This window comes from Bradyrhizobium genosp. SA-4 str. CB756, assembly GCF_000473125.1.
Lineage (GTDB): Bacteria > Pseudomonadota > Alphaproteobacteria > Rhizobiales > Xanthobacteraceae > Bradyrhizobium > Bradyrhizobium arachidis.
This window is the reverse complement of the sequence record NZ_KI421499.1, coordinates 2247590-2267946: the sequence shown is the minus strand read 5'-3', so window position 1 is coordinate 2267946 and position 20357 is coordinate 2247590. Positions and strand designations below refer to the sequence as shown.

The 20357-nt window shown below is 63.7% G+C and carries 24 protein-coding genes; 12 read left to right on the top strand and 12 right to left on the bottom strand.

The genetic code is table 11. The annotated features are described in order from the left end of the window. The first annotated feature begins 217 nt into the window (after positions 1–217). A complete protein-coding gene (locus BRAGE_RS0111320) occupies positions 218–493 on the top strand; it encodes a hypothetical protein (RefSeq protein WP_027559817.1) in 276 nt (91 codons plus the stop codon). Positions 494–548: 55 nt separating this feature from the next. Here BRAGE_RS0111320 and BRAGE_RS0111315 read toward each other — a convergent pair whose 3' ends face one another. From BRAGE_RS0111315 to BRAGE_RS0111290, 6 genes are all read right to left on the bottom strand, one after another. Next, the gene (locus BRAGE_RS0111315; protein ID WP_027559818.1) at positions 549–842 is read right to left on the bottom strand and encodes a hypothetical protein; all 294 of its coding nucleotides are present in this window, start codon (positions 840–842) and stop codon (positions 549–551) included. An 11-nt stretch (positions 843–853) separates the two neighbouring features. After that, a complete protein-coding gene (locus BRAGE_RS0111310; protein ID WP_265440325.1) occupies positions 854–1285 on the bottom strand; it encodes a curlin in 432 nt (143 codons plus the stop codon). 72 nt (positions 1286–1357) lie between these two features. Further along, a complete protein-coding gene (locus tag BRAGE_RS0111305; protein WP_028146253.1) occupies positions 1358–1768 on the bottom strand; it encodes a curlin in 411 nt (136 codons plus the stop codon). 46 nt (positions 1769–1814) lie between these two features. Then, positions 1815–2174, bottom strand: a complete 360-nt coding sequence (locus BRAGE_RS0111300; RefSeq protein WP_245161728.1) for a curlin — start codon at positions 2172–2174, stop codon at positions 1815–1817. 174 nt (positions 2175–2348) lie between these two features. Then, the gene (locus BRAGE_RS0111295) at positions 2349–2741 is read right to left on the bottom strand and encodes a hypothetical protein (protein WP_027559822.1); all 393 of its coding nucleotides are present in this window, start codon (positions 2739–2741) and stop codon (positions 2349–2351) included. A 191-nt stretch (positions 2742–2932) separates the two neighbouring features. Continuing rightward, positions 2933–3565, bottom strand: a complete 633-nt coding sequence (locus BRAGE_RS0111290; RefSeq protein ID WP_027559823.1) for a response regulator transcription factor — start codon at positions 3563–3565, stop codon at positions 2933–2935. Positions 3566–4158: 593 nt separating this feature from the next. On the opposite strand from BRAGE_RS0111290, the gene BRAGE_RS0111285 reads away from it, so the two are divergent. From BRAGE_RS0111285 to BRAGE_RS0111265, 5 genes are all read left to right on the top strand, one after another. Then, on the top strand, positions 4159–5583 hold the full coding sequence (locus BRAGE_RS0111285; RefSeq protein WP_027559824.1) for an efflux RND transporter periplasmic adaptor subunit: 1425 nt from the start codon (positions 4159–4161) through the stop codon (positions 5581–5583). Then, positions 5580–6305 carry an ABC transporter ATP-binding protein gene (locus tag BRAGE_RS0111280; protein ID WP_027559825.1) on the top strand — a complete coding sequence of 242 codons (726 nt, stop codon included), beginning with the start codon at positions 5580–5582 and terminating at the stop codon, positions 6303–6305. The genes BRAGE_RS0111285 and BRAGE_RS0111280 overlap by 4 nt, the downstream gene beginning before the upstream one ends. Beyond that, on the top strand, positions 6302–7525 hold the full coding sequence (locus BRAGE_RS0111275; RefSeq protein WP_027559826.1) for an ABC transporter permease: 1224 nt from the start codon (positions 6302–6304) through the stop codon (positions 7523–7525). The genes BRAGE_RS0111280 and BRAGE_RS0111275 overlap by 4 nt, the downstream gene beginning before the upstream one ends. 51 nt (positions 7526–7576) lie before the next feature. Then, positions 7577–7894: a response regulator transcription factor gene (locus BRAGE_RS0111270; RefSeq protein ID WP_027559827.1), complete on the top strand. Its 318-nt coding sequence runs from the start codon at positions 7577–7579 to the stop codon at positions 7892–7894. An 861-nt stretch (positions 7895–8755) separates the two neighbouring features. Next, on the top strand, positions 8756–10612 hold the full coding sequence (locus BRAGE_RS0111265; protein WP_027559828.1) for an alkaline phosphatase family protein: 1857 nt from the start codon (positions 8756–8758) through the stop codon (positions 10610–10612). A gap of 55 nt (positions 10613–10667) precedes the next feature. Here BRAGE_RS0111265 and BRAGE_RS0111260 read toward each other — a convergent pair whose 3' ends face one another. Beyond that, complete coding sequence (locus BRAGE_RS0111260; RefSeq protein ID WP_027559829.1) at positions 10668–11231, bottom strand: hypothetical protein; 564 nt, start codon at positions 11229–11231, stop codon at positions 10668–10670. A 381-nt stretch (positions 11232–11612) separates the two neighbouring features. On the opposite strand from BRAGE_RS0111260, the gene BRAGE_RS0111255 reads away from it, so the two are divergent. Continuing rightward, positions 11613–12272: a peroxiredoxin gene (locus tag BRAGE_RS0111255; protein ID WP_027559830.1), complete on the top strand. Its 660-nt coding sequence runs from the start codon at positions 11613–11615 to the stop codon at positions 12270–12272. 143 nt (positions 12273–12415) lie between these two features. Here the strand turns inward: BRAGE_RS0111255 and BRAGE_RS0111250 are convergent, their stop codons facing one another. Then, positions 12416–14146 (bottom strand): methyl-accepting chemotaxis protein, encoded by a 1731-nt coding sequence (locus BRAGE_RS0111250; RefSeq protein WP_027559831.1) that lies wholly within the window; start codon positions 14144–14146, stop codon positions 12416–12418. Between the two features lie 168 nt (positions 14147–14314). On the opposite strand from BRAGE_RS0111250, the gene BRAGE_RS0111245 reads away from it, so the two are divergent. Together BRAGE_RS0111245 and BRAGE_RS0111240 are read left to right on the top strand one after the other, a co-directional pair. Further along, positions 14315–15718: a cryptochrome/photolyase family protein gene (locus BRAGE_RS0111245; protein WP_231164058.1), complete on the top strand. Its 1404-nt coding sequence runs from the start codon at positions 14315–14317 to the stop codon at positions 15716–15718. Positions 15719–15772: 54 nt separating this feature from the next. Next, the gene (locus BRAGE_RS0111240; protein ID WP_027559833.1) at positions 15773–16051 is read left to right on the top strand and encodes a hypothetical protein; all 279 of its coding nucleotides are present in this window, start codon (positions 15773–15775) and stop codon (positions 16049–16051) included. A gap of 58 nt (positions 16052–16109) precedes the next feature. Here BRAGE_RS0111240 and BRAGE_RS0111235 read toward each other — a convergent pair whose 3' ends face one another. The 3 genes from BRAGE_RS0111235 to BRAGE_RS0111225 all read right to left on the bottom strand — a co-directional run bounded on the left by BRAGE_RS0111235 (position 16110) and on the right by BRAGE_RS0111225 (position 18361). Beyond that, entirely contained in the window at positions 16110–16853 is a 744-nt protein-coding gene (locus BRAGE_RS0111235) for a hypothetical protein (protein WP_027559834.1), read from the bottom strand. 97 nt (positions 16854–16950) lie between these two features. Beyond that, positions 16951–17823, bottom strand: coding sequence for a DMT family transporter (locus BRAGE_RS0111230; protein ID WP_027559835.1), 873 nt, complete (start codon positions 17821–17823; stop codon positions 16951–16953). Positions 17824–17914: 91 nt separating this feature from the next. Continuing rightward, positions 17915–18361, bottom strand: a complete 447-nt coding sequence (locus tag BRAGE_RS0111225) for a hypothetical protein (RefSeq protein ID WP_027559836.1) — start codon at positions 18359–18361, stop codon at positions 17915–17917. A gap of 292 nt (positions 18362–18653) precedes the next feature. Between BRAGE_RS0111225 and BRAGE_RS0111220 the strand changes: the two genes are divergently transcribed. Then, entirely contained in the window at positions 18654–18917 is a 264-nt protein-coding gene (locus BRAGE_RS0111220; RefSeq protein WP_027559837.1) for a hypothetical protein, read from the top strand. Between the two features lie 21 nt (positions 18918–18938). Here the strand turns inward: BRAGE_RS0111220 and BRAGE_RS0111215 are convergent, their stop codons facing one another. Next, entirely contained in the window at positions 18939–19400 is a 462-nt protein-coding gene (locus BRAGE_RS0111215; RefSeq protein ID WP_027559838.1) for a host attachment protein, read from the bottom strand. Between the two features lie 315 nt (positions 19401–19715). On the opposite strand from BRAGE_RS0111215, the gene BRAGE_RS0111210 reads away from it, so the two are divergent. Together BRAGE_RS0111210 and BRAGE_RS54460 are read left to right on the top strand one after the other, a co-directional pair. Then, on the top strand, positions 19716–19994 hold the full coding sequence (locus tag BRAGE_RS0111210) for a hypothetical protein (protein WP_027559839.1): 279 nt from the start codon (positions 19716–19718) through the stop codon (positions 19992–19994). A 53-nt stretch (positions 19995–20047) separates the two neighbouring features. Further along, the gene (locus BRAGE_RS54460; protein ID WP_167336464.1) at positions 20048–20305 is read left to right on the top strand and encodes a hypothetical protein; all 258 of its coding nucleotides are present in this window, start codon (positions 20048–20050) and stop codon (positions 20303–20305) included. The last annotated feature ends 52 nt before the right edge of the window (positions 20306–20357 follow it).

Here is a 20357-nt window from a genome sequence, read left to right as displayed (position 1 = left end):
CCACCCGCAAACGTATAATTAATGTTTGGTTAAGGCGCGGGATGAACGCGGAACAGGGTGCGGCAGAACGCCCGGAATTCTTTACGCGTTTCAGGCGCTTCGTTCCACGACCGGCCCTTCATAACCAGTTGATCGGAGTTGATCGGCACCGCCAAAATACGTCCGGAACGCTCCCCCATCGCGGTCGTTGGCCCCGACAAGAAAAGGAGCATCCCCAATGCAGAACAAGTCAAAACTCTTCTGCCTGATCACGGCATCGCTCGTCGCGGGCACCACGGCCGCATCGGCGCAGGGCTATGGCTGGAACGGACCACGCGCCGGCTGGGACGCTCCCGCCTATGAGACGGTTCAGCCGCGCGCATATTATCCTGAGGTCACCGGGCCATACGGCACGCTCAACGGCAGCAACCATCCGGCGCCGAGCTCGACGCAGGGCGATGTCGGCCCGGCAGGGAATAACAACGGCACGCTGACCGGCGTCTATCGCTGGTAGCCTCAGCTCACGGCCAGGGCCCATCGTCCTTCCACGGACGGTGGGCCTTCGCGCGTCAGCGGCCCTGCTGCTTGCGCAGCCAGTCGAGCATGTCCTGCGCGTTTCCGGGGCCATTTCCGGTGCCTTGGGTCACGATGGCCGTGTTTCCGCCGCTGCGGCGGTAGACCGTCGTACGCCCGGGCTCCTTCTCGATCTTCACCTCGGCCTGCGCCGGATCGCCGCTCTGCGTGATGACGGAGGTGCCGTTCTCGTCCTGAACCACCGTCGTGTGACCGTCGGCAGCCCCGGCCGGCGCCGTCGCGATCACGCTCATGATTCCTATGCCGGATGCGAGCAGGAATAATCTCATGTCAGACTCCTTCATCGGCCAAACTGGAAGATCGCCAGCCAGTTGAAACGCCCGAACTGCCGCACCGCTCCCGTATTCATATCACCGATCTGGAGCAGGAGCGCATTGGTGGAATTGCCGATCTGGGTGATGTCGGCGGTGTTGCTGAGGCCGGACTGGCCGACCGCCGCATTGGTGGTTCCGCCCACCTGGATCACATTGGCATAGTTGCGCACCCCGTTCTGGATGATCGTCGCGTCCACCGTGCCGGTCCCGCCGATCTGGATCACCCGCGCGATGTTGATGCGGCTGTTTTCCTCGATCGTGACAGGCTGAACATCGTTGCCGAACTGCACGATCGTTTCGATGCTCACGTTCCGGTTGGTCAGCGTGCGTTGGACGGACCCTGCCGGCGCCTGCGTCGCCGTGCCGACGACGGCAAGCAATGCCGCCGCGGCCAACACGTGCCTCAAGATAGGCCTGCCCCACCGCATCGCGCTTCTCCGCTTCGTTGTCGATGCCCGCAAGCTCGTGTGCTACGGGCTGTGTTGACCAACCGTCGACGAGTTGATCATGCCAAACTGGGCGATCGCTCCCGTATTCATGCTGCCGAGTTGCGACACGACGCTCGTCGCCGACTGACCGGTCTGGCCGACGAAGGCGAAATTAGTCATGCCGGTCTGCCCGACCGAAGCCGACGTCACCCCACCGAATTGCAGGATGCCGACAGCATTATTCGAGCCGTTCTGGGTGACAGTCGCGCTGGTGTTACCGCCGACCATGAACACGCCGGCCAGGTTGGTCGAACTGCTCTGGTTCAAGACGACCGGCGGCCCGTTGACCGAGACGATCGTCTTGATGTCAGCGCTTTGCGCCCGCGCAGGGCCGTTCGCGGCAAAACAGGAGAGGAGGATCGCCGTCGCAACGACCAGAAGATGCTTATTCATCATATGCCTCCACGCTATCTGTGCCGAGCCAAAACACGATCTCAGGTTAGGGAGCCTGCTGCAAAATCGTGGAGCCGTTCAGAATGCCAAGCTGGGACACCCCGGCAGCGTTGTTCAGGCCAATCTGGCCGATCAAGCTCGTGTTGGCGCCGCCGACCTGACCGACCGCTGCGTTATTGGTCGCGGTGGGGGTCGTGCCGCCCTGTCCTATCGTCGCCGAATTGGCCGAAGCCAGCGATCCCAACTGCAAGCTCGATGCGGTGTTGGTCGCGCCGAATTGCAGCGTCGTCGCGGTGTTGTTCACCGGGCCGGTCTGCACTGTGGACGAGAGATTTGTCGCGCCGAACTGCAACACGCTAATCGAGTTGGCGGCTTGGGCATCGACACCACTCAGCGCGCTCAGCATGACGACCGTCGTGACGAAAAATTTCCTGCGCATGTCATAATCCTCCGCGAAATGTCAGCCGCCGACCCGCCGCCCGTTCAGGCAACCTGATCGCGGTGATTTCGAGTATGGCCTGTCGAGTATCACCCGGACGCGCCGCTCGGTGGACGCGCCCGGGGCCGATATGGGGCTGGCTTAGTGCTGCGTAATGGTGCTGGAGTTGATGCCGAGGCCGAGCTGCCCAACGGCGGCAGCGTTGTTCGGCGGGAGGCCGAAGAGCGTGGACTGGCTGATCGAGCTGGTGTTGTTGCCCGTGGCAACCTGCCCAGTGGTGGCCGAGTTGCCAAAGACGCCAACCTGAGTCACCGAGCTCGCATTGTTGAGCGACGGAGTGGTCGTGCCCTGCATGGTGGTCGCGGAATTCAGGAAGCCGAGCTGGGTGGTGGTCGAGGAGTCGTTCACGTGGCCCTGCTGGTTCACGCTGGAGCCGTTTACGATCCCGACTTGCACCGTAGTTGCGGTGTTGGCAGCCTGCGCCGCGGAGGACAGAGCGAGCACGGCAACGGAAGCAAAAAACAATTTGCGCATGGAGTATCCCTTTCTAGCCAAGTTGTCTGACTGGGTTCAGATGCCGTCTTGGAGGAGGTTGGCATCACAGGGATGACTTTGGACTGATCGTGCTCCGTGCGACAGACTGCAGTTCATGCTAGTCGGTACGGACTAGACGTTGCGCAGGATCTCGTTTCGCGCAGGCTCGGATATGCGGTTATTGCAACGGCTCACGTTGCCTCCGCTTCGCGGCTGATGCTGTCGATCAATCTCACCACTTCGATCGGCGATCGCAGCTCCAGCTTTCGCATCATCCTGGCGCGATGGACCTTCACCGTCACTTCGCTGACGCCGAGCCGTGCCGCGATCTGCTTGGCGACGAGCCCTTCGGCCATCAGCAGCATGATGTCGCGCTCCCTCGCCGTCAGCGTCTTGAGGCGCTGACGAGCCTCACGCACGGTGTCTTCGCGCTCCAGCCGCCTGCGGTCACGCTCGATGCCGTGCCGGATGGCATCGAGGATCTCCTGCTCGCGAAAGGGTTTTGGCAGAAACTCGACCGCGCCGCGCTTCATGGCCTCGACCGAGACGCGGACATCGGAATGACCGCTGATGAAGACGATCGGAATGGGCACCCCCGTCTCCGCGAGCCGACGCTGAAGCTCGAGGCCGGTCGGCGCGGTGCCCGGGAAGCGGACATCGAGCACGAGGCACGAAGGCCCCCCGGACATGCGCTCGGCAAGGAACTCGTCTGTCGATGCAAACAACCTCACCTTGTGTCCAGTCTCTTCGCAAAGACTCCCGATCGCGGTTCGAATCTGAATCTCGTCGTCAACGACATAAACTGTGGCTTGATCTGAACTCATGACAACAAACTCCCCAGCTCGGGGCCCGATGACCAAGCAACGAGCCATCCATTCTTTTTGTGACCGCAAACAAGGTGCTTGGATGAGTTGGAGCGGATCGAGCGAGGCGCGTCGATCCGCCGATTCGACGTCTTAGAGCCAATACTCGCCCAAGACGAGTGAAGGCGTTCACATCTCGAACTTTCTGATTGCAAGGAATCGAGCGCGCCACAGGCATCACGGCGGGGCATGTATCGCGGATGCCGCCATCCGGCCGCGTGCGCGGTATCGCCAACTGAGTCATGGCGTCGCCATCCATGTGCCGACGTCGACGCCGGCTGGCAGCTGCTTTTGGGCAGACCAGACGCGACGTGCAGTCAGCTTATCGAATTCGATACCGCGCGCGTCATATCGAATACTCCCGGTATATGATCCCAGCAAATCACGAAACGTCGCACCCGCAGGTTTTACTTCTGGATCATGCAACGCGCCCGACCGTCAGCCCGGGACCAGCGACATACTGCCGAGACGATCGGGATCGCTTGGGAAGATTTACAACCATAGCGCGATCTCTCGCGATGCCCCGCAACCATTTCAAAGAGGCGGGTTTTGATATGCGATTTGTGCCAGTCATTGCCTTGTTCGGAACTGCATGTGGCGTCGCCGCGCTCTACGCCGCCGGGCCGGCCACCGTCAGCGGCGCAGCCGGCAGCGCCGCCGAGAAAGCCGCCCGGGCCTATGAATCAACCAAGCGCCTGCTCGTGCCCGTCGGGCGCGAGGCCCCGACCTTCGGGGTGGATGCGCCTTTGTTCCGCTACGCCTCGATCCAGCGCGGCAGCATCGAGCAGACCGTCACCGTCACCGGCGCGTTGCAGCCGGTCAAGACGATCGAGGTGGGATCTCAGCTGTCGGGACAGCTCGCCCGGGTCTACGTCGATTTCAACGACAGTGTCATCAAGGATCAGCCGCTTGCCCTGATCGATCCACGCAGCTTCGCGGCCAAGGTGGATGAAGCCAAGGCCTCGCTGGCGGTCGCCAGCTCGCTGGTCGAGGTCGCGCGGGCCAAGCTCGATCGCGCCAGGATCGATCTGCAGAACGCCAAGGGCAGCCGCGACGTGCTCGCCGCCAAACTCGAGAGCGCGCAGGCGGTCAAGAGCTCCGCGCAGAAGACACTCCAGCGGAAGCTGGCGCTCCAGTCGCAAAACGTGGTGGCGACGACGACGGTCGACGATGCGCAGACTGAATTCACCGCCCGCCTCGCGCAGGAGCGCGAGGCGGAGGTGATGGTGTCCCTCAACTCCTATTCGGTGGATGGGGCGCAGGCCGACGTCCGCCGGATCGAGGCGGAACTGCAGCAGGCGCGCATGGCCGTGCCAGAGAAGGCAGCCGTTCTCGCCGCGGCGCAGGCCGATCTCGACCGCACCGTGATCCGTTCGCCGATCGACGGCGTCGTCGTCGGCAGGTTCGTCAACGAGGGTCAGACGCTCGCGGTCGGGCTGGAATCGCGCACCACCTTCGTGGTCGCGCACCGCCTCGAGGACATGGAAATTCACGCCCAGGTCGACGAAGCCGATATCGGGCGCATCGCCTCCGGACAGCACGCCTATTTCACGGTGGATGCCTACCCGGACCGCCGCTTCGAGGCGGTGGTGCGGCAGGTGCGCAAGGCGCCGCAGAACCAGCAGCACGTCGTCACCTACACCGTCGTCCTGGCGACCTCCAACCTGGACGGCGCGCTGCTGCCCGGAATGACCGCCCTGGTGAAGATCGTGATCGAGCGGCATGACGACGTCCTGAAGGTCCCGCTCGCCGCGCTGCGATTCCAGCCCTCCGGCACCCGGCCGGACGCCGCAAACAGCGGGGTGTGGGTTCGTACCGCGAGCGGCTCGCTCCAGCGCGTTGCCGTGACGGTCGGCGCGGCCGGCACCGAACAGGTCGCGCTCAAGAGCGGAGACCTGGTCGAGGGCAGCCAGGTTGCCGTCGGCCAGGCGATCCGTCCGACAGGCATGGAATTTTTCGGCATCAGGTTCGGATCATGACCGCCTCTCCGCCCCTCATCAGCCTCCAGTCGGTCTCCAGAACCTATCGCACCGACGGCATAGCGGTGGCTGCGGTACGCAATGTCAGCTTCGACATCGAGCAAGGCGAGATCGTCGCCGTGATGGGACCATCCGGTTCCGGCAAGTCGACGCTGATGAACATGATCGGGCTGCTCGATCTGCCGAGCGCAGGCGCGGTCTTGCTCGAAGGCGCCAACGTCGCCGATCTCTCGGAAGACCGCCGGTCGTCGCTGCGCGCCCGCAGCATCGGCTTCGTGTTCCAGTCTTACAACCTCCTCGCCCGCCACAATGCGATCGAGAATGTCGCGCTGCCGCTGGTCTATTGCGGCGTCGGCCGGAAGGAGCGCCTGGCGCGTGCCGAGCAAAGCCTGGAGGCCGTCGGCATGCTGCACCGGGCCCATCATTTCCCCCGGCAGCTCTCGGGCGGCGAGCAGCAGCGCGTGGCGATCGCGCGCGCCCTGATCGCCTCTCCATTGATCGTGCTCGCCGACGAGCCGACCGGCGCGCTCGACAGCCGCACCGGCGCCGAGATCCTGGCGCTGTTCGCCGCGCTCAACCGGACGGGCCAGACCATCGTGATGATCACGCATGATCCCGGCATCGCGACGCAGTGCCGGCGAACGATCCGCCTGCATGACGGCGAGGTGATCGCCGATGAAACCCTGGCTCCGGTCCTGCCGAAACGGAGCGCCGTATCATGACGATGCTTCAGGGCTTTCAGATCGCTCTTCACGCCTTGCGCCTCAATCCGCTGCGCAGCTTCCTCACCATGCTCGGCATCGTAATCGGTGTCGCCTCCATCGTGACCGTGTTTGCGATCGGATCCGGCGCGCAGCTTCGCCTCCAGGAGCAGATCCGGTCGATCGGCGCCAACGTGCTGATGATCACCCCCGGCGCGGTCTACCAGGGCGGCGTGCGCCTCAAGGACGGCAGCAAGCTGACGATGACCGAGAGCGACGTGCAGGCCATCCTCGAGCAGATTCCGGAAGTCCAGGCCGCGGCTGGCTCGATTGCCGGAACCGCGCAAGTGATCCACGAGGGCAAGAACTGGAATACGACGATCAACGGCACGACGACCGGCCACTTCATGGTGCGCGACTGGCAGCTCGCGACCGGGCGCTATTTTTCCGGCGCTGAAGAGGCCGGCGCCGGCAAGGTCGTGATCCTCGGCAGCACGGTCGCGCGCGAGCTGTTCGCGCCGGGCGACGATCCCATCGGCGCGCAGGTCAGGATCATGAAGGTTCCGCTCGAAGTGATCGGCGTGCTCGATCGCAAAGGACCAGCGCAGGACGATGTCGCTTTCGTGCCGCTCACCACGGCCAAGCTGCGCTTCCTCGGCAGCGCGAGCAACATCAACCGGGATTCGGTGGCCTACATCATCGCCAAGGTCGCCGCTGACGGACAGATGGCAGGGGCGCGATCGGAGATCGAAGGCCTGCTGCGGCAGCGCCATCGCATCCCCGCCGGCCAGGAGGACGATTTCAAGGTCCAGGATCCGGCCGCCGCGATGGAAGCGCAGCAGGGAGCGATCCGCACCGTCGCGCTCCTGCTCGTCGCCATCGCCTCGGTCTCGCTGCTCGTCGGCGGCATCAGCATCATGAACGTCATGATCGTGTCGGTCACCGAGCGCACCCGGGAGATCGGCATCCGCCGCGCGCTTGGCGGACGGATGCGGGACATCCGTCTCCAGTTCCTCTGCGAGGCGCTCGTCCTCTGCCTGCTCGGCGGCGCCATCGGCGTCGGCGGCGGGGTCACGCTCTCGATGACGGTCGCCCGCATGGCCGGGTGGATCACCTCGATCGACGGCCAGGCGATCGGCCTTTCCCTCGTCTTCTCGATCGCCACCGGTCTCGTCTTCGGTTTTTACCCCGCCCACAAGGCATCCAAGCTCAGCCCAATCGAGGCGCTCAAGACGGAGTGAGAAGATGCTGGGGGGCCAAAATCAATTTGTAGGCCAAGGGAGGAGGAAGCCATGAGCCGGGATCCGAAGGATTTGATTGCGCCGACACCGCGCGAACGCGAGCTGATGATGCTGATTGCGCGGGGACTGCAGAACAAGAATATCGCCTACGAGCTCAAGATCTCCGAAAACACTGTGCGGGCGCATATCGGCAACATCATGCGAAAATACCGCCTCCAGAACCGGACCCAGGTCGCAATGATTTTTGCCCTGCATACGGCGCCGCCATCGCTGCGCCGCGATCTGGTCAGTGGCGGCGATTATGCAACGACGACGACGCCGGCGCAGGCGGTCGCGCAGGCGACGCGGGTACCGAGCGCGCCGGATTGACCGTCCTGACCACAATTGCTTGCACTGCGCCGGGACGAAACACCGATATCCGGGTCAACGGCACGGCGACAATATAATTCTCTTTATTAGAATTCGGATTTTTGTTAGATATTGCGTACTCCGGCCCGAGGAAGAGGGCGTATCGCGATCGTCACGAACGTGGACCGGGCGGCGGTGGGCGTGGGCCACATCGGCGCGAGAAGCTTCGCAGGGCGGGCAACCGTGAGCGAAGACCTCGCGCCTGCGACAGATGTGGTTCACGTACGGCAAAATCGTGTGGTCCTGGCGCCCGGGGTCTGTGCGCCAAGTCTTGCGGTGATGTGTGCTGTCCAACCGGATACGCGCATCAGCCATCCGCAAGGCGACGGGGGCAATAGTGCATCGCTCCCCGGGGAGCGCACGACATAAGCCGTTCCAACCACTGCGCAGGGAAGGCCGGATGTTTGGCTTCACCTGTATGCCGCTGTGCAAATTCTTTGTTGCCACCTTTCGCACAGTGGACCGTGGGTGCCCGGCCGGCACCCGGTCTTCCCTGCGCCCTCTTTCAGTTGAGGGTGAGGTATCGAGGCAAAGCTCGGGCGAAATGCGCCGCGAGGATGCGAAGGTGTGTCGGGAGGCCGTAGGATGGGTAGAGCGAAGCGAAACCCATCATGTTTCAGCGAGGAGAAAGTCGATGGGTTTCGCTTCGCTCTACCCATCCTACAAAGTACGCTCGCAATGACTTGTCCGTGAGGCTGAGGCCCCTCCCCCAACCCTATTGCATGCTCGTCCGCCCTTGTAACAAAACTGTCATACAGCAAAACTAAACGAAGGCGGGGGCCGCGGTCGGCGGCCATGCCGCCTCACCGCTAGGAGACTTCGATGCGCCGTTCACTGGTGTTGCTGTCAGCCGGACTGACAGTGCTGTCCACCGGATTTGCCTCCGCCCAGAACAACACGCCCCGCAACCTGATCCTGTTCATTCCGGACGGCCTGCGGGCGCTGAAGGTCACCCCTGAAACGGCGCCGGCGATGGCCGAGGTCCGCGACAAGGGCGTCAACTTCAAGAACTCGCACTCGCTGTTCCCGACCTTCACCATGGCCAACGGCTCGGCGATGTCGACCGGCCATTATCTCGGCGATACCGGCGTGTTCTCCAACACGATCTGGACCAACTACACCTCCGTTCCCGCCGGCGACACGGTCGTCCCCTTCATCGAGAACGACGCCGTGCTCGGTGACATCGACGAGCATTTCAAGGGCGACTATCTCAACGAAGAAACCGTTTTGAAGATGGCCCGCGACAAGGGCCTCAGCACCGCGGCGATCGGCAAGGTCGGCCCGACCTACCAGTGGGACCACACTGACCACCCGGAGAAGCCGGGCCAGCACTCGATCGTGATCGACGACTCCACTGGCGGCAAGAACGGCGTGGCGCTCTCGGACGAGATGAAGGACGCGCTGACCAAGGCAAGCCTCCCCCTCACCACCCCGAGCCGCGGCGACAACGGCAAGGCGGGCGATGCCAAGACGCCGGGCACCACGGTCGCCAACGTCGCCCAGCAGGCCTATTTCGCCGACGTCACCACCAAGGTGGTGCTGCCGATGTTCAAGGCCCGCAACAAGCCGTTCGTGCTGGTGTTCTGGTCGCGCGACCCTGACGGCACCCAGCATAACCAGGGCGACAGCCTCAACCAGATCATGCCGGGCATCAACGGCCCGAGCACGATGGCCAGCATCAAGAACGTTGACAACAACCTCGCCCAGATCCGCAAGGCGCTGGACGAGCTTGGGCTCGCCGCCAACACCAACATCATGATCCAGGCCGACCACGGCTTCTCGACCATCTCCAAGGAGAGCAAGACCAGCCCCTCGGCCAAGCTGAGCTATGACGACACGCCGAAGGACTTTTTGCCGATGGGCTTCTTGGCGATCGATCTCGCCAAGGCGCTCGACCTGCCGCTGTTCGACCCCAACGACAAGAACGCGAAGGTCGAAGGCAACAAGCATCCCAAGGCCGGCAACGGCGTGCTCGGAGCCAATCCGGAGAAACCCGATCTCGTCATCGCCACCAATGGCGGCTCGGACCTGATCTACCTGCCCAACAAGGACAAGAAGCTCGCCGCGAAGACGATCAAGGCGCTGCTCGAGCAGGACTACGTCTCGGGCCTGTTCGTCGACGACTCCCTCGGCCGCTTCCCCGGCACGCTGCCGCTGTCGAGCATCAACCTGCGCGGCAAGTCGGCGACGCCGACGCCAGCGATCGTCGTCAACTTCCGCTCCTATGCCAGCGAGTGTGGCGAGGCGCCGACCAACTGCTCGGTGCAGGTCGCCGACACCGTGCTGCGCCAGGGCCAGGGCATGCATGGCAGCTTCAGCCGCGGCGACACCATGAACTTCATGGCGGCCATCGGTCCGGACTTCAAGACCGGCTATGTCAGCGAGATCCCGGTCAGCAATGCCGACGTCGGCATGACCGCGGCGCAGCTCCTCGGGCTGCGCAGCTCGGGCAACGGCGGCCTCGTCGGCCGCGTGATGTCGGAGGCGCTGCCGAACGGCATCGTGCCGAAGGCCTACAAGACCGTGGAGCGCTCGAAGAAGAAGTCCGAGAACGGTCTGGAGACCGTGCTGAACGTCCAGCGCGTCGGCAGCCAGCGTTATTTCGATGCCGCAGGCTTCCCCGGCCGCACGCTCGGCCTCGAGCCGGACACCGGCAAACAAAAAACGGCGGGGAAATAACCCCGCCGCTTCGCTCGCGCCCCGCAAGGGGCGCGAGGACATCTTAGTCTAGTTGTTACATGCCGATGTCGAACACGTTCGGCAGCTGGCCCGCCAGAGGCAGCGCGGTGGCGCCGAGGAACGTCGCCACCATCGCCATTAGGCGACGGTTGTTGTGGCGCTTGCCGCGCATCTGGCCGGCGATCCACTCCAGCATCTCGCTGTTGACCTTGGAGGCGTAGGCCGGCGCCCAGCTCTCGATGTCGGTCTCGGCCGAGAGCGCGACGCTGCGCGGCGGCACTTTCAGGCCCGAGGCGCTGGCCGCGTAATGGGCGACAGCCTTGGCCAGGAGGTCGTCGAAGCGTCCGCCATCGGTGCGCTCGGTTGCGGCCTCGTTGATCTCGAACAGGACTTCGGCCTCGGCGCGGCTGACCGGCTGGTCGTTGACGGCGGCGACAGTCAGGATGCGGGCGCACCAGGCAGTGTCATCGGCATCGAGCGCGCGCGAGAAATGGACCCGGCCCTTGGTGGTCGGGCCTTCGCCCGTGATCACGCCGTCGCGCACGATGGTCAGTGCATGGGCCGAGGTATCGCGGCAGGACGGCTCGAGGGACGGCAACTTAGGCGCAGGGGCAGACATAGTTCACTTCCAGATTTCTTCCGACCGACCAGCATTTTCATGCGGACGTAAAGGGGTGGTTAATGATTGACTAGGGGGATCGCGACTTTTCTCAATGGTTGCCGATTAGTCGCTACGAGGACCATTTCGGTTCCGGAGAGCGTCGGGCGAGCGTGATGCGGGTCATAAAAGGCTTTATCGGGGCAATCGAGACCGTGTGGCTCCGGTGGAGGTGTTTCGCCGCAGGCGCCCCTGTAACAGAAAGGTGCTAGAAAATCGGCCCTTCAGAGAAGGAATTCACATTTTACTTGAGCCCGTTCACTTGAGCTCGCTCACAGCCTATACTGACGGCCAGGGCTAGAGACGAATTCCAAAGTAAATTCAATGAGATGAGGTAGAACCATGACACTTCCGATCGGCGCCACCGCACCCGACTTCGAAGCCGAGACCACCGAAGGGAAGATCAAGTTCCACGACTGGATCGGCAGCAGCTGGGCGCTCCTGTTTTCGCACCCCAAGGACTTCACGCCGGTTTGTACGACCGAGCTCGGCGCGCTCGCCAAGCTGAAGCCGGAATTCGACAAGCGCGGCGTCAAGCTGATGGGCCTCTCGGTCGACCCGGTCGACCGTCACGCCAAATGGTCCGAGGACATCAAGGAGACGCAAGGCGCGGCTCCCAACTATCCGATGATCGGCGACACCGATTTCAACGTCTCGAAGCTCTATGAGATGCTGCCGGCTTCGACCTCGGGCGATCCCCTCACCCGCACCCCCGCCGACAACCAGACCGTCCGCAACGTCTTCATCATCGGGCCGGACAAGAAGATCAAGCTGGTGCTGGTCTATCCGATGACCACGGGCCGGAACTTCCAGGAAATCCTGCGCGTGATCGACTCGCTCCAGATGACCGCCAAGCACCGCGTCGCGACCCCCGCAGACTGGAAGCAGGGCGAGGACGTCATCATCGCGGGCTCGGTCTCGAACGATGAGGCCAAGACGATCTACCCGCAGGGCTGGAAAGAGCCGAAGCCCTACATCCGCATCGTGCCGCAGCCGAAATGACTTTTGGCGGTCGCGGGTAGCGACCGCAAAAAGTCATCCCGGGATGGTCCGAAGGACCAGACCCGGGATCTCGAGATTCTCTGGTGCGCAATTGCGCACCAGAGTTCGGTGCTTCGCACCGCCCCGGAATGACCGGGTGAAAACTAGGCCGCGTGCACGCGGTCCAGAAAGCCGTCGACCTCGGCCTTCAGGTGCAGGCTCTCGCCCGACAGCGCCTGGGCCGATGCAAACATCCGGCTCGACGTCTCCCCGGTCTCGCTCGCGCCCTTGGCTGCGTGCCGGACATTGACCGCAACATCGGCGGTGCCCGAAGCCGCGGCGCGCACGCTGGCCGCGATGTTCTGGGTCGCGCTCCGCTGCTGCTCGACCGCAGCCGAGATCGAGCTCGCGATGCCGCTGATGCGCTCGATGGTCTGGCCGATGCCCTTGACCGCGGCGACCGATTCCTCGGTTGCAAGCTGCATGCTGGCGATCTGGTTCGAGATCTCGTCGGTCGCTTTCGCGGTCTGACCGGCGAGCGTCTTGACCTCCTGGGCCACCACCGCAAAGCCGCGGCCGGCATCGCCCGCGCGCGCGGCCTCGATGGTGGCGTTGAGCGCCAGCAGGTTGGTCTGCTCGGCGATCGACGTGATCAGCTTGACGACGTCACCGATCCGCGCGCCTGCCTCGGAGAGCTGCGCGATGCGCTGATCGGTCGCTTCGGCCTGCCGCACGGCTTCTGCAGAGATCTCGTTCGATTCCTGCACCCTCCGGGTGATCTCGGAGATCGACTGGGACAGCTCGTCGGAGGCAGAGGCCGCCGAACGCACGTGATCGGAGGCGCTTTCGGACGCCCCGGCCGACTGCGCCGACAGCTCTGCCGTGGAGCGCGCGGTGTCGGTGAGCTGCCGCGCCACCCGCTCGAACTCGCCTGACGATGTCAGCACCTTGTCGAGAATGCCGCCGACGCTGCTGCGGAACTGCTCGACGAAATTGCGCAGCTCCGCCTTGCGCTGCTCGGCCGCGGCAGCCGTGGCCGCCGCCTGCTCGCTGCGCAGGCGCGCCCGCTCCAGTGAATTGCTTTTGAATACCGCGACCGTGCGGGCGATCTCCCCGATCTCGTCGGCGCGATCCTCGCACTCGATCGTGACGTCGCTTTGGCCTTCGGCCAGCGCCGTGAGCGAGCGCGCGACCGAGGTGAGCGGCCGGGTGACGCGGCGGACGATCACGAGAGTGAGGACCAGCACCAGCAGCGCGGCAAGCCCGGCGGCGGCCGCCATGCTCTCGATCGCCCGGGCCAGCATGCTCTCGAACTGGGCCATGGGGATGCCGACATAGAGAATGCCGGCGACCTTGCCGGCCCCGTCCACGACCGGGAAATAGGCGGTCATGAAGGACTTGCCGAACAGCGTGGCCGGCCCCTTATAGGCTTCGCCCCGGCGCAGCAGCGCCTGGCCCGGATGGTCGGCGGCAAGCTGGGTGCCGACGGCGCGGTCGCCATTCTCCTTCTTCACATTGGTCGAGCGACGCACGAACTGCCCGCTCGCATCGTCGAACACGAACAGGGTCGCATTGCCGTCGACATAGGACACCGCGCGATCGACGATGGCGTGATCCCTGAATTCGGGCATCCTGGGGATCTCGGCGCGCACCACCGCGCCGTCCCTCACCGTGATCTTGGCGTCGGGAGCGGTCTCGGCAAAAGCCAGCGCCAGCGTACGCAGATTGACCTCGATGTCGCGGAGCGCGCGATCATTGAAAGCGGAGGTGAGCGACCAATAGCCCGCTCCGACCACCAGTGCCGTGTTCAGGGCGATCAGCAGCACCGCGCACAGCACGGCCTTGGTGCCGAGCTTGAACTGCGGCAGGAACTTCGCCGTTGAAAGGCTGGACATGAATGGAATGACCCCCGTAATTCCTGCATATTGGTGCAATTGGCTTACGGCCCCATTAACGACGGTTCACAGCGCGGCCCGCGGCATGGTTTCCAAATTGTAAACGAGGCCCTCCTGACCCCGCCAAGCGCGCCGCCCATCATTGTCTGGTTCCGCGAAGACCTCCGGTTGTCGGATCACCCTGCCCTCCATGCCGCGGTAAAGACCGGCGCCCCGGTGATCTGCCTCTATGTGCTGGACGAGACCGCTGGACGGGCGCCGGGCGGCGCGGCGCGCTGGTGGCTGGCGCAGTCGCTGCGGGCGCTCGGCGCCGAGATCATCGCGCGCGGCGGGTCGCTGATCCTGCGCAGGGGAGCGGCGGCCAAAGTGATCTCCGGACTGGCTCGCGAGAGCGGCGCCCGCGCCGTCTTTTGGAATGTGATCGAGCAGGCGCCGCACAAGGCGGTTGAGAGCGAGCTCGAAGCGGCGCTGGCAAAGCTCGGCGTGGACTCGCAATGCTTTCCCGGTGACCTGCTGGCCCCGCCCTCCGCGATCCGCAACAAGGAAGGTCGGGGCCTGCGCGTGTTCACGCCGTTCTGGCGGCGCGTGCTGTCGCTCGGCGATCCGCCAAAGCCGCTGCCCGCACCGAAGCAGCTACATCCTGCACCGACGATCGCCGGCGACACATTGGAAAGCTGGCGGCTTGAGCCGGCCAAGCCGGACTGGGCGGGTGGCCTGCGCGAGACATGGACCCCCGGCGATGCCGCGGCCCACGCGCGGCTGCGCGACTTCCTCAAGCACACCGCCCGCTCCTATGTCGGCGATCGCGACCGTCCGGACCGCGAGGGCACCTCAGGCCTGTCGCCGCACTTGCGGTTCGGCGAGCTCAGCCCGCGCCAGGTCTGGCACACCGCGCGCTTTGCAGCGGCGGAGGATCCCGCGATCGGGCCCGGCATCGAAAAATTCCTGAGCGAGCTCGGCTGGCGCGAGTTCTGCCGCCACCTGCTGCACGATCATCCCGACCTCGCCACCGAAAACCTGCAAGCCAATTTCGACGCATTCCCCTGGAAGCGCGACAAGAAAGCGCTCGCCGCTTGGCAGCGCGGGGCCACCGGCTACCCGATCGTCGATGCTGGCCTGCGCGAGCTCTGGCACACTGGCGTGATGCACAACCGGGTCCGGATGGTGGTCGCATCCTTCCTGGTCAAGCACCTCCTGATCGACTGGCGCGACGGCGAGAGCTGGTTCTGGGACACGCTGGTCGATGCGGATGCCGGCAGCAATCCCGCCAACTGGCAATGGGTCGCCGGCTGCGGCGCCGATGCCGCGCCCTACTTCCGCGTGTTCAACCCAACACTCCAGGGCGAGAAGTTCGATCCTGATGGAAGGTATGTCCGGCGCTGGGTGCCGGAGTTGAAGGAGCTACCGGCAAAGCTGATCCACCAGCCTTGGCAAGCAACGCCGATCGAACTTGCCAGCGCCGACGTCACGCTCGGCAAGACCTATCCGAAAGCAATCATCGATCACACCAGGGGACGCGAGCGCGCACTCGCGGCCTACGCAAAGATCCGCAAAGGTCGAGCGTTGCTTTGACACAATTATGAAACCCGCTATCGTCATCGCTCCATACAAACCGTGGGGGACGATATGGACGAAGAGAAGCCGATCACCGAACAGGCGATGGAGACGATCACCGCCGCCGTGGAAACGACCAAGGATGCCGCAGTCACTGCCGTCAAGCAGGTCCGGAAAGCCGCCAAGAAGGTCGCGAAGAAAGTAGCGCGGAAGAAGGCGAAGAAGTCTTCGAAGAAGGCCGCAAAGAAGTCGTCGAAGAAGGCGGCCAAGAAGACCGCGAAGAAGGCGGTGAAGAAATCCGCGAAGAAGGCCGCAAAAAAGAAAAAGAAGGCCAAGAAGTCCAAGCGTTGATCGCAAGGTCGAGCACGTCTCCGGGTGCGGGCGCGCCCGGAGACGGCTCCAGCAATACCTACCCTCGCCGTTTGGCCGCCCGCCGGCCCGGGTGATGCTCTCCTTGCGGATCGCGGAATTCGCTGCGATGACCGCGCCGGTCCTCGGCGTTGAAGCGCCGCCGCTTTTCGGGCGAGCCGAACGCCTTGATCACCTTCCTGCCGTTGACCTTCTTGATGACGTAGCCGCCCTCGGTCATCGAGAACGGCTCCCTCAGTGTACCCTTGTGGTCGAACTTGGTGCCGCGGGGATGCTTGAATGGCTCGAACCAGGACGGGTAGACGAAGTTCGACATCTCGAAGCCGCCGACGCGGAAGGAATCCTCCTCCACGGCGTCGCAGACCTCATAGGCATATTGGGTGTTCGGATTCTTGTCGGCCCAGAGATTGGCCATGGGGTCGAGCACCATCTCGAACAGCTCGTGCGAGGCAGCGACGCTGACCGGCTCGCCGCCGAGCGCCTTGACGAATATTTTCGAGATCGGCTGGCCGCGATGGGTCAGCTCGTGGCGCCCGAGCATGTTCTTGTGCGAGGCATCGTCGAAATAGACCAGCTGCCAATCCGTCGGCTTCGGCGTCCGGGTGACATAGAGATCGACCGGATAGCCCCATACGGGCAGGAAGTGCTTGTCGTAGCATTTCTGCAGCGCCGCGGTAAGCCGGCTCATCATGCGGCCACTGATCGACTCCTCCGCGTAGTTGATGCAGGCAATCCGGACCGGCTTCAGGGACCGGCCGAGCAGCGCACGTCTCGCCTTCTTCATGGAAATCACCGTGTCAAAGGGGAAGCTGAAATGGGTTCAGCCTAACACGGCGCATCCTGCACGTCAGGGATGTATTCCGCCGCACCTCACCATCCGCCTAGAACCGCCGGTTGACCACGAACACCGCGGCTGCGCACATCGCCATGCCGGCAATCGCCAGCGCATCGAGTTTCTCGCCGAACAGCAGATAGGCCATCAGCGCGGTCACCGCCGGCACCAGATAGAACAGGCTCGCAACCGAGGTCGCCGCGGCGTGGCGGATCAGCCAGTACAGCAGCCCGATCGATCCGATCGAGAGCGCGACGGCAAGCCAGGCCAACGCGAGCACGAACTCGCGCGTCCAGTGCACCACGCGGTCCTCGAACAGGAAGGCGCCAATTGCGAAGAAGACGGTGACGGAGACGTATTGCACGAGATTGCCCGCGCGCCAGTCGATGTGGTTGCAGTAGCGGCGCTGATAGAGCGTGCCGAGCGTGATGCTGATCAGAGAGACCACCGAGGCGAGCCAGCCGAGCCCGGCTTCGCCGGTCATCGGGCGGTTGTGCAGGATCATCACCACGCCGCCGAGACCCAGCACGAGCCCGCCCCATTGCACCGGCGTCACCTTCTCGCCGAGCCAGCGGTTGGCGATGGTCGAGGTCAGGATAGGCTGCAGGCCCGGAATCAGCGCCGAGAGTCCGGCCGGGATCGAATGCGCGATCGCGATCGCGGTGCCGCCGAGATAGAAGCCATGAACGAGGATCCCGGCAACTGCGCTATGCGCAATGCCGGCACGATCCGGCCATTTCGGCCGCGCGATGCCGGCGATGATCGCCATCAGGCCGACCACGATCGCCATGCGGATGGCGAGATAGGTCAAGGGATCGGCGTTGTTGATGACGTATTTGGTGCCGATGAATCCGGTGCTCCAGAGCACGACGAACAGGATCGGCGCGGCGCGGGCGGTCAGGGCTTCTTGATTATGGTTCATTGCCGCCCTCATGCCTGATGGGGGCCTATGCGGCAATGCGAATTTGTACCTGAGCGGTGTTGCGCTGCGGCAGGCGGCTCAGCTCAGCCGCTCACCATTCTTCCGGACAAGGGTCGATGATCTTCCAGAGCTCGACGCCGTTTTTGATCTTCTTCATATCGGTCGTGAGCCCGCCATTGCGGCGGATCCAGTCCTTCACTGAATCAGGGTAGTAGGACATCAGGTCGGACGTCCCCTCCGCGCTGGTGACCTTGATGCCGAAGGTGAAGGCCTTGTCGTAATAGGCCTGGTGGAAGCCGAGGCTCGCCTTCGGCGTCACGCAGATCTTGTTCATCGGCACGATGCCGAGCACCAGGGTGCAGGCCGAGTTGCAGATGCCGTCGATGATGACGCGCTCGCCCTTGTCGCGGACGCGCTTGTACTTGACCTTGTACTCCTCGACATAGCCGCCGTGATCACGGGTGATGTGCAACTCGGCTCGCGCCGGCGTGGCGGCGGCGACGGAGAGCAACAGCAAGCTCAGAAGCGTGATGCGCATGGCGGCGTGACGGCGACAGCCTTCAGGAATGGACCGGCCTCAAAGGAGCCCCATAAGGCCGGCGGCAGGATTCTTGATCGAATTCTCTTTGGTCATACTTGTGTGGGGAATTCGTTAAGCATCCCGAAAAGGCCAAAAATGGGCAGCCCTGGAGGCCATTTCCGGCAATTCTGTCACACCCTCCCCGGAATCTGCAGGATTGGCCTCGTTTTCGGACCTTCGGACGGGTGCCCCGGCGGCCCGAAATGGCTATAGATGAGCGACCTATTCGCGCGGGTTCCGGAGAATCGAGATGAGCAAGTTGACGCTTGTAGCCGCAGTTGCTGCCCTGTCGGCCGCAATCCTGGTCCCTGGCCTTGCAGAAGCGCGGGGACATCACCGGTACCACCGCTATCACGCCAACCCGCTGCCCTACCCGATCAGCTATCTGCACAATTACGGCCCCGGCATCACGCCCGGCACCTTCGCCTTTTACGACGGCCCGTCGACCAACCACTGCTACCGCAGCGCCGCCGCCTATGTCGGTCAGGACCGCCGCCGGCACCCCTGCTTCTGAGGGGCGCCAGCGCGGGCATCGCTATCGGCCGGCGCCCGACCGCAGCAGCTGCTTCTCGATCTCGTAGACCGGCAGCTTGACGAGGTCCTTGCCGACCTCGCCTTGCAGCGCCTTGCGCAGGACGTCCGAATAGTCGGCGCGGATCATGCCGAGCGCGCGTGGTGAGGCTACCATGGTCAGGGCCGAGGTCTCGCCCGTACTGACGGCGGCATCGAGCCGGCCAGCAAGGCTCCGCAGGAAGGCGCGCTCGGCCTCATCGTGCCAGTCGGTCTGCTCGACCGAACTGCGAGCGCCACCGGCCGCCCCATGCAATCGACCCGGCGCATCGCTTCCTTGTGCGCTGGTCGCCGGATTGGGCTGCTCGTGCACCTCCCTGGTGTGGAGGTTCGGAAACATCTCGTCGCCGCGGTTTTCCAGAATGAGCGCCTTGCGCCCGTCGCACACGACCAGCCAATCACCCTTGTCCAATCTCATTTTATCCATTTGCACAGCTCCAAGCATCTTGCGGGCCCGTCCTTCGCGTTTCTCGAAAGACTGGTCACCGCGACAAGACTAGGGATGAAGCCGCATAGATGAATTGCGCAAGATCAAGCATGACCGCGATGTTCTGCGGGCCAACAGCAGGGCAGATGCAGCATTGGTCATGTGTGCGAACCTGGGATAGTCTGGCGAGACTAAACAAGTTCAGACTTGGGGCGAACGGCTGAAGATTTGTTCATCAGTATTACATTTCGGTTCCGCCACAATTTGATCAGAACAACTTCGATATCCTGCATCGCGTAAGCAGAGGAAGACATCATGAATCTCAAGATTGGCCTCGTCGCCGCGTCCCTGTTCGGTGCTCTCGCGGCATCGCCGGCGGCGTCCGCCATGCCCATTGCGCCCGCGCCTGCGGCACCGCAGGTCTCCGGCGTCGAGCAGGTCCGCATGGTCTGCAACGCCTGGGGACGGTGCTGGTGGCGCCCGAACTACTATGGATATTACGGGCCACGGCCATATTACGGCCCACAGTATTATGGGCCCCGCTATTACGGTCCGCGCTACTATGGTTATTACGGCGGCTATCGCCGCTGGTGACATTCGAAGGGGCCCTCGAGGCCCCTTCGCTTTTGCGGAATCGAAAACTGCCTATGCGTACCGGCGCGATCGCCTGGAGCGCTTACAAAACTGATCTAGATCAAAGTGGAAATCCGCCAAGCCGTCATTCTGCGACGATGGCCGATTTGATCGTTTTTCGATGCCCGCAGACGGGCATGAATGTGCAGACGCATCTGGAAAGGCAGCAGAGACAGGAGGGACGCAGCTTTGCGTCCTTCGCCTGTCCCGCCTGCACGCGGCTGCATTTCATCGACCTCGCCTCCGGCCAGCCGATGAGCCGGGAACGTTGACGGTGACATTGGCCTGACCACCCTTGGCATGATGTCCGCAATACTACGGCCC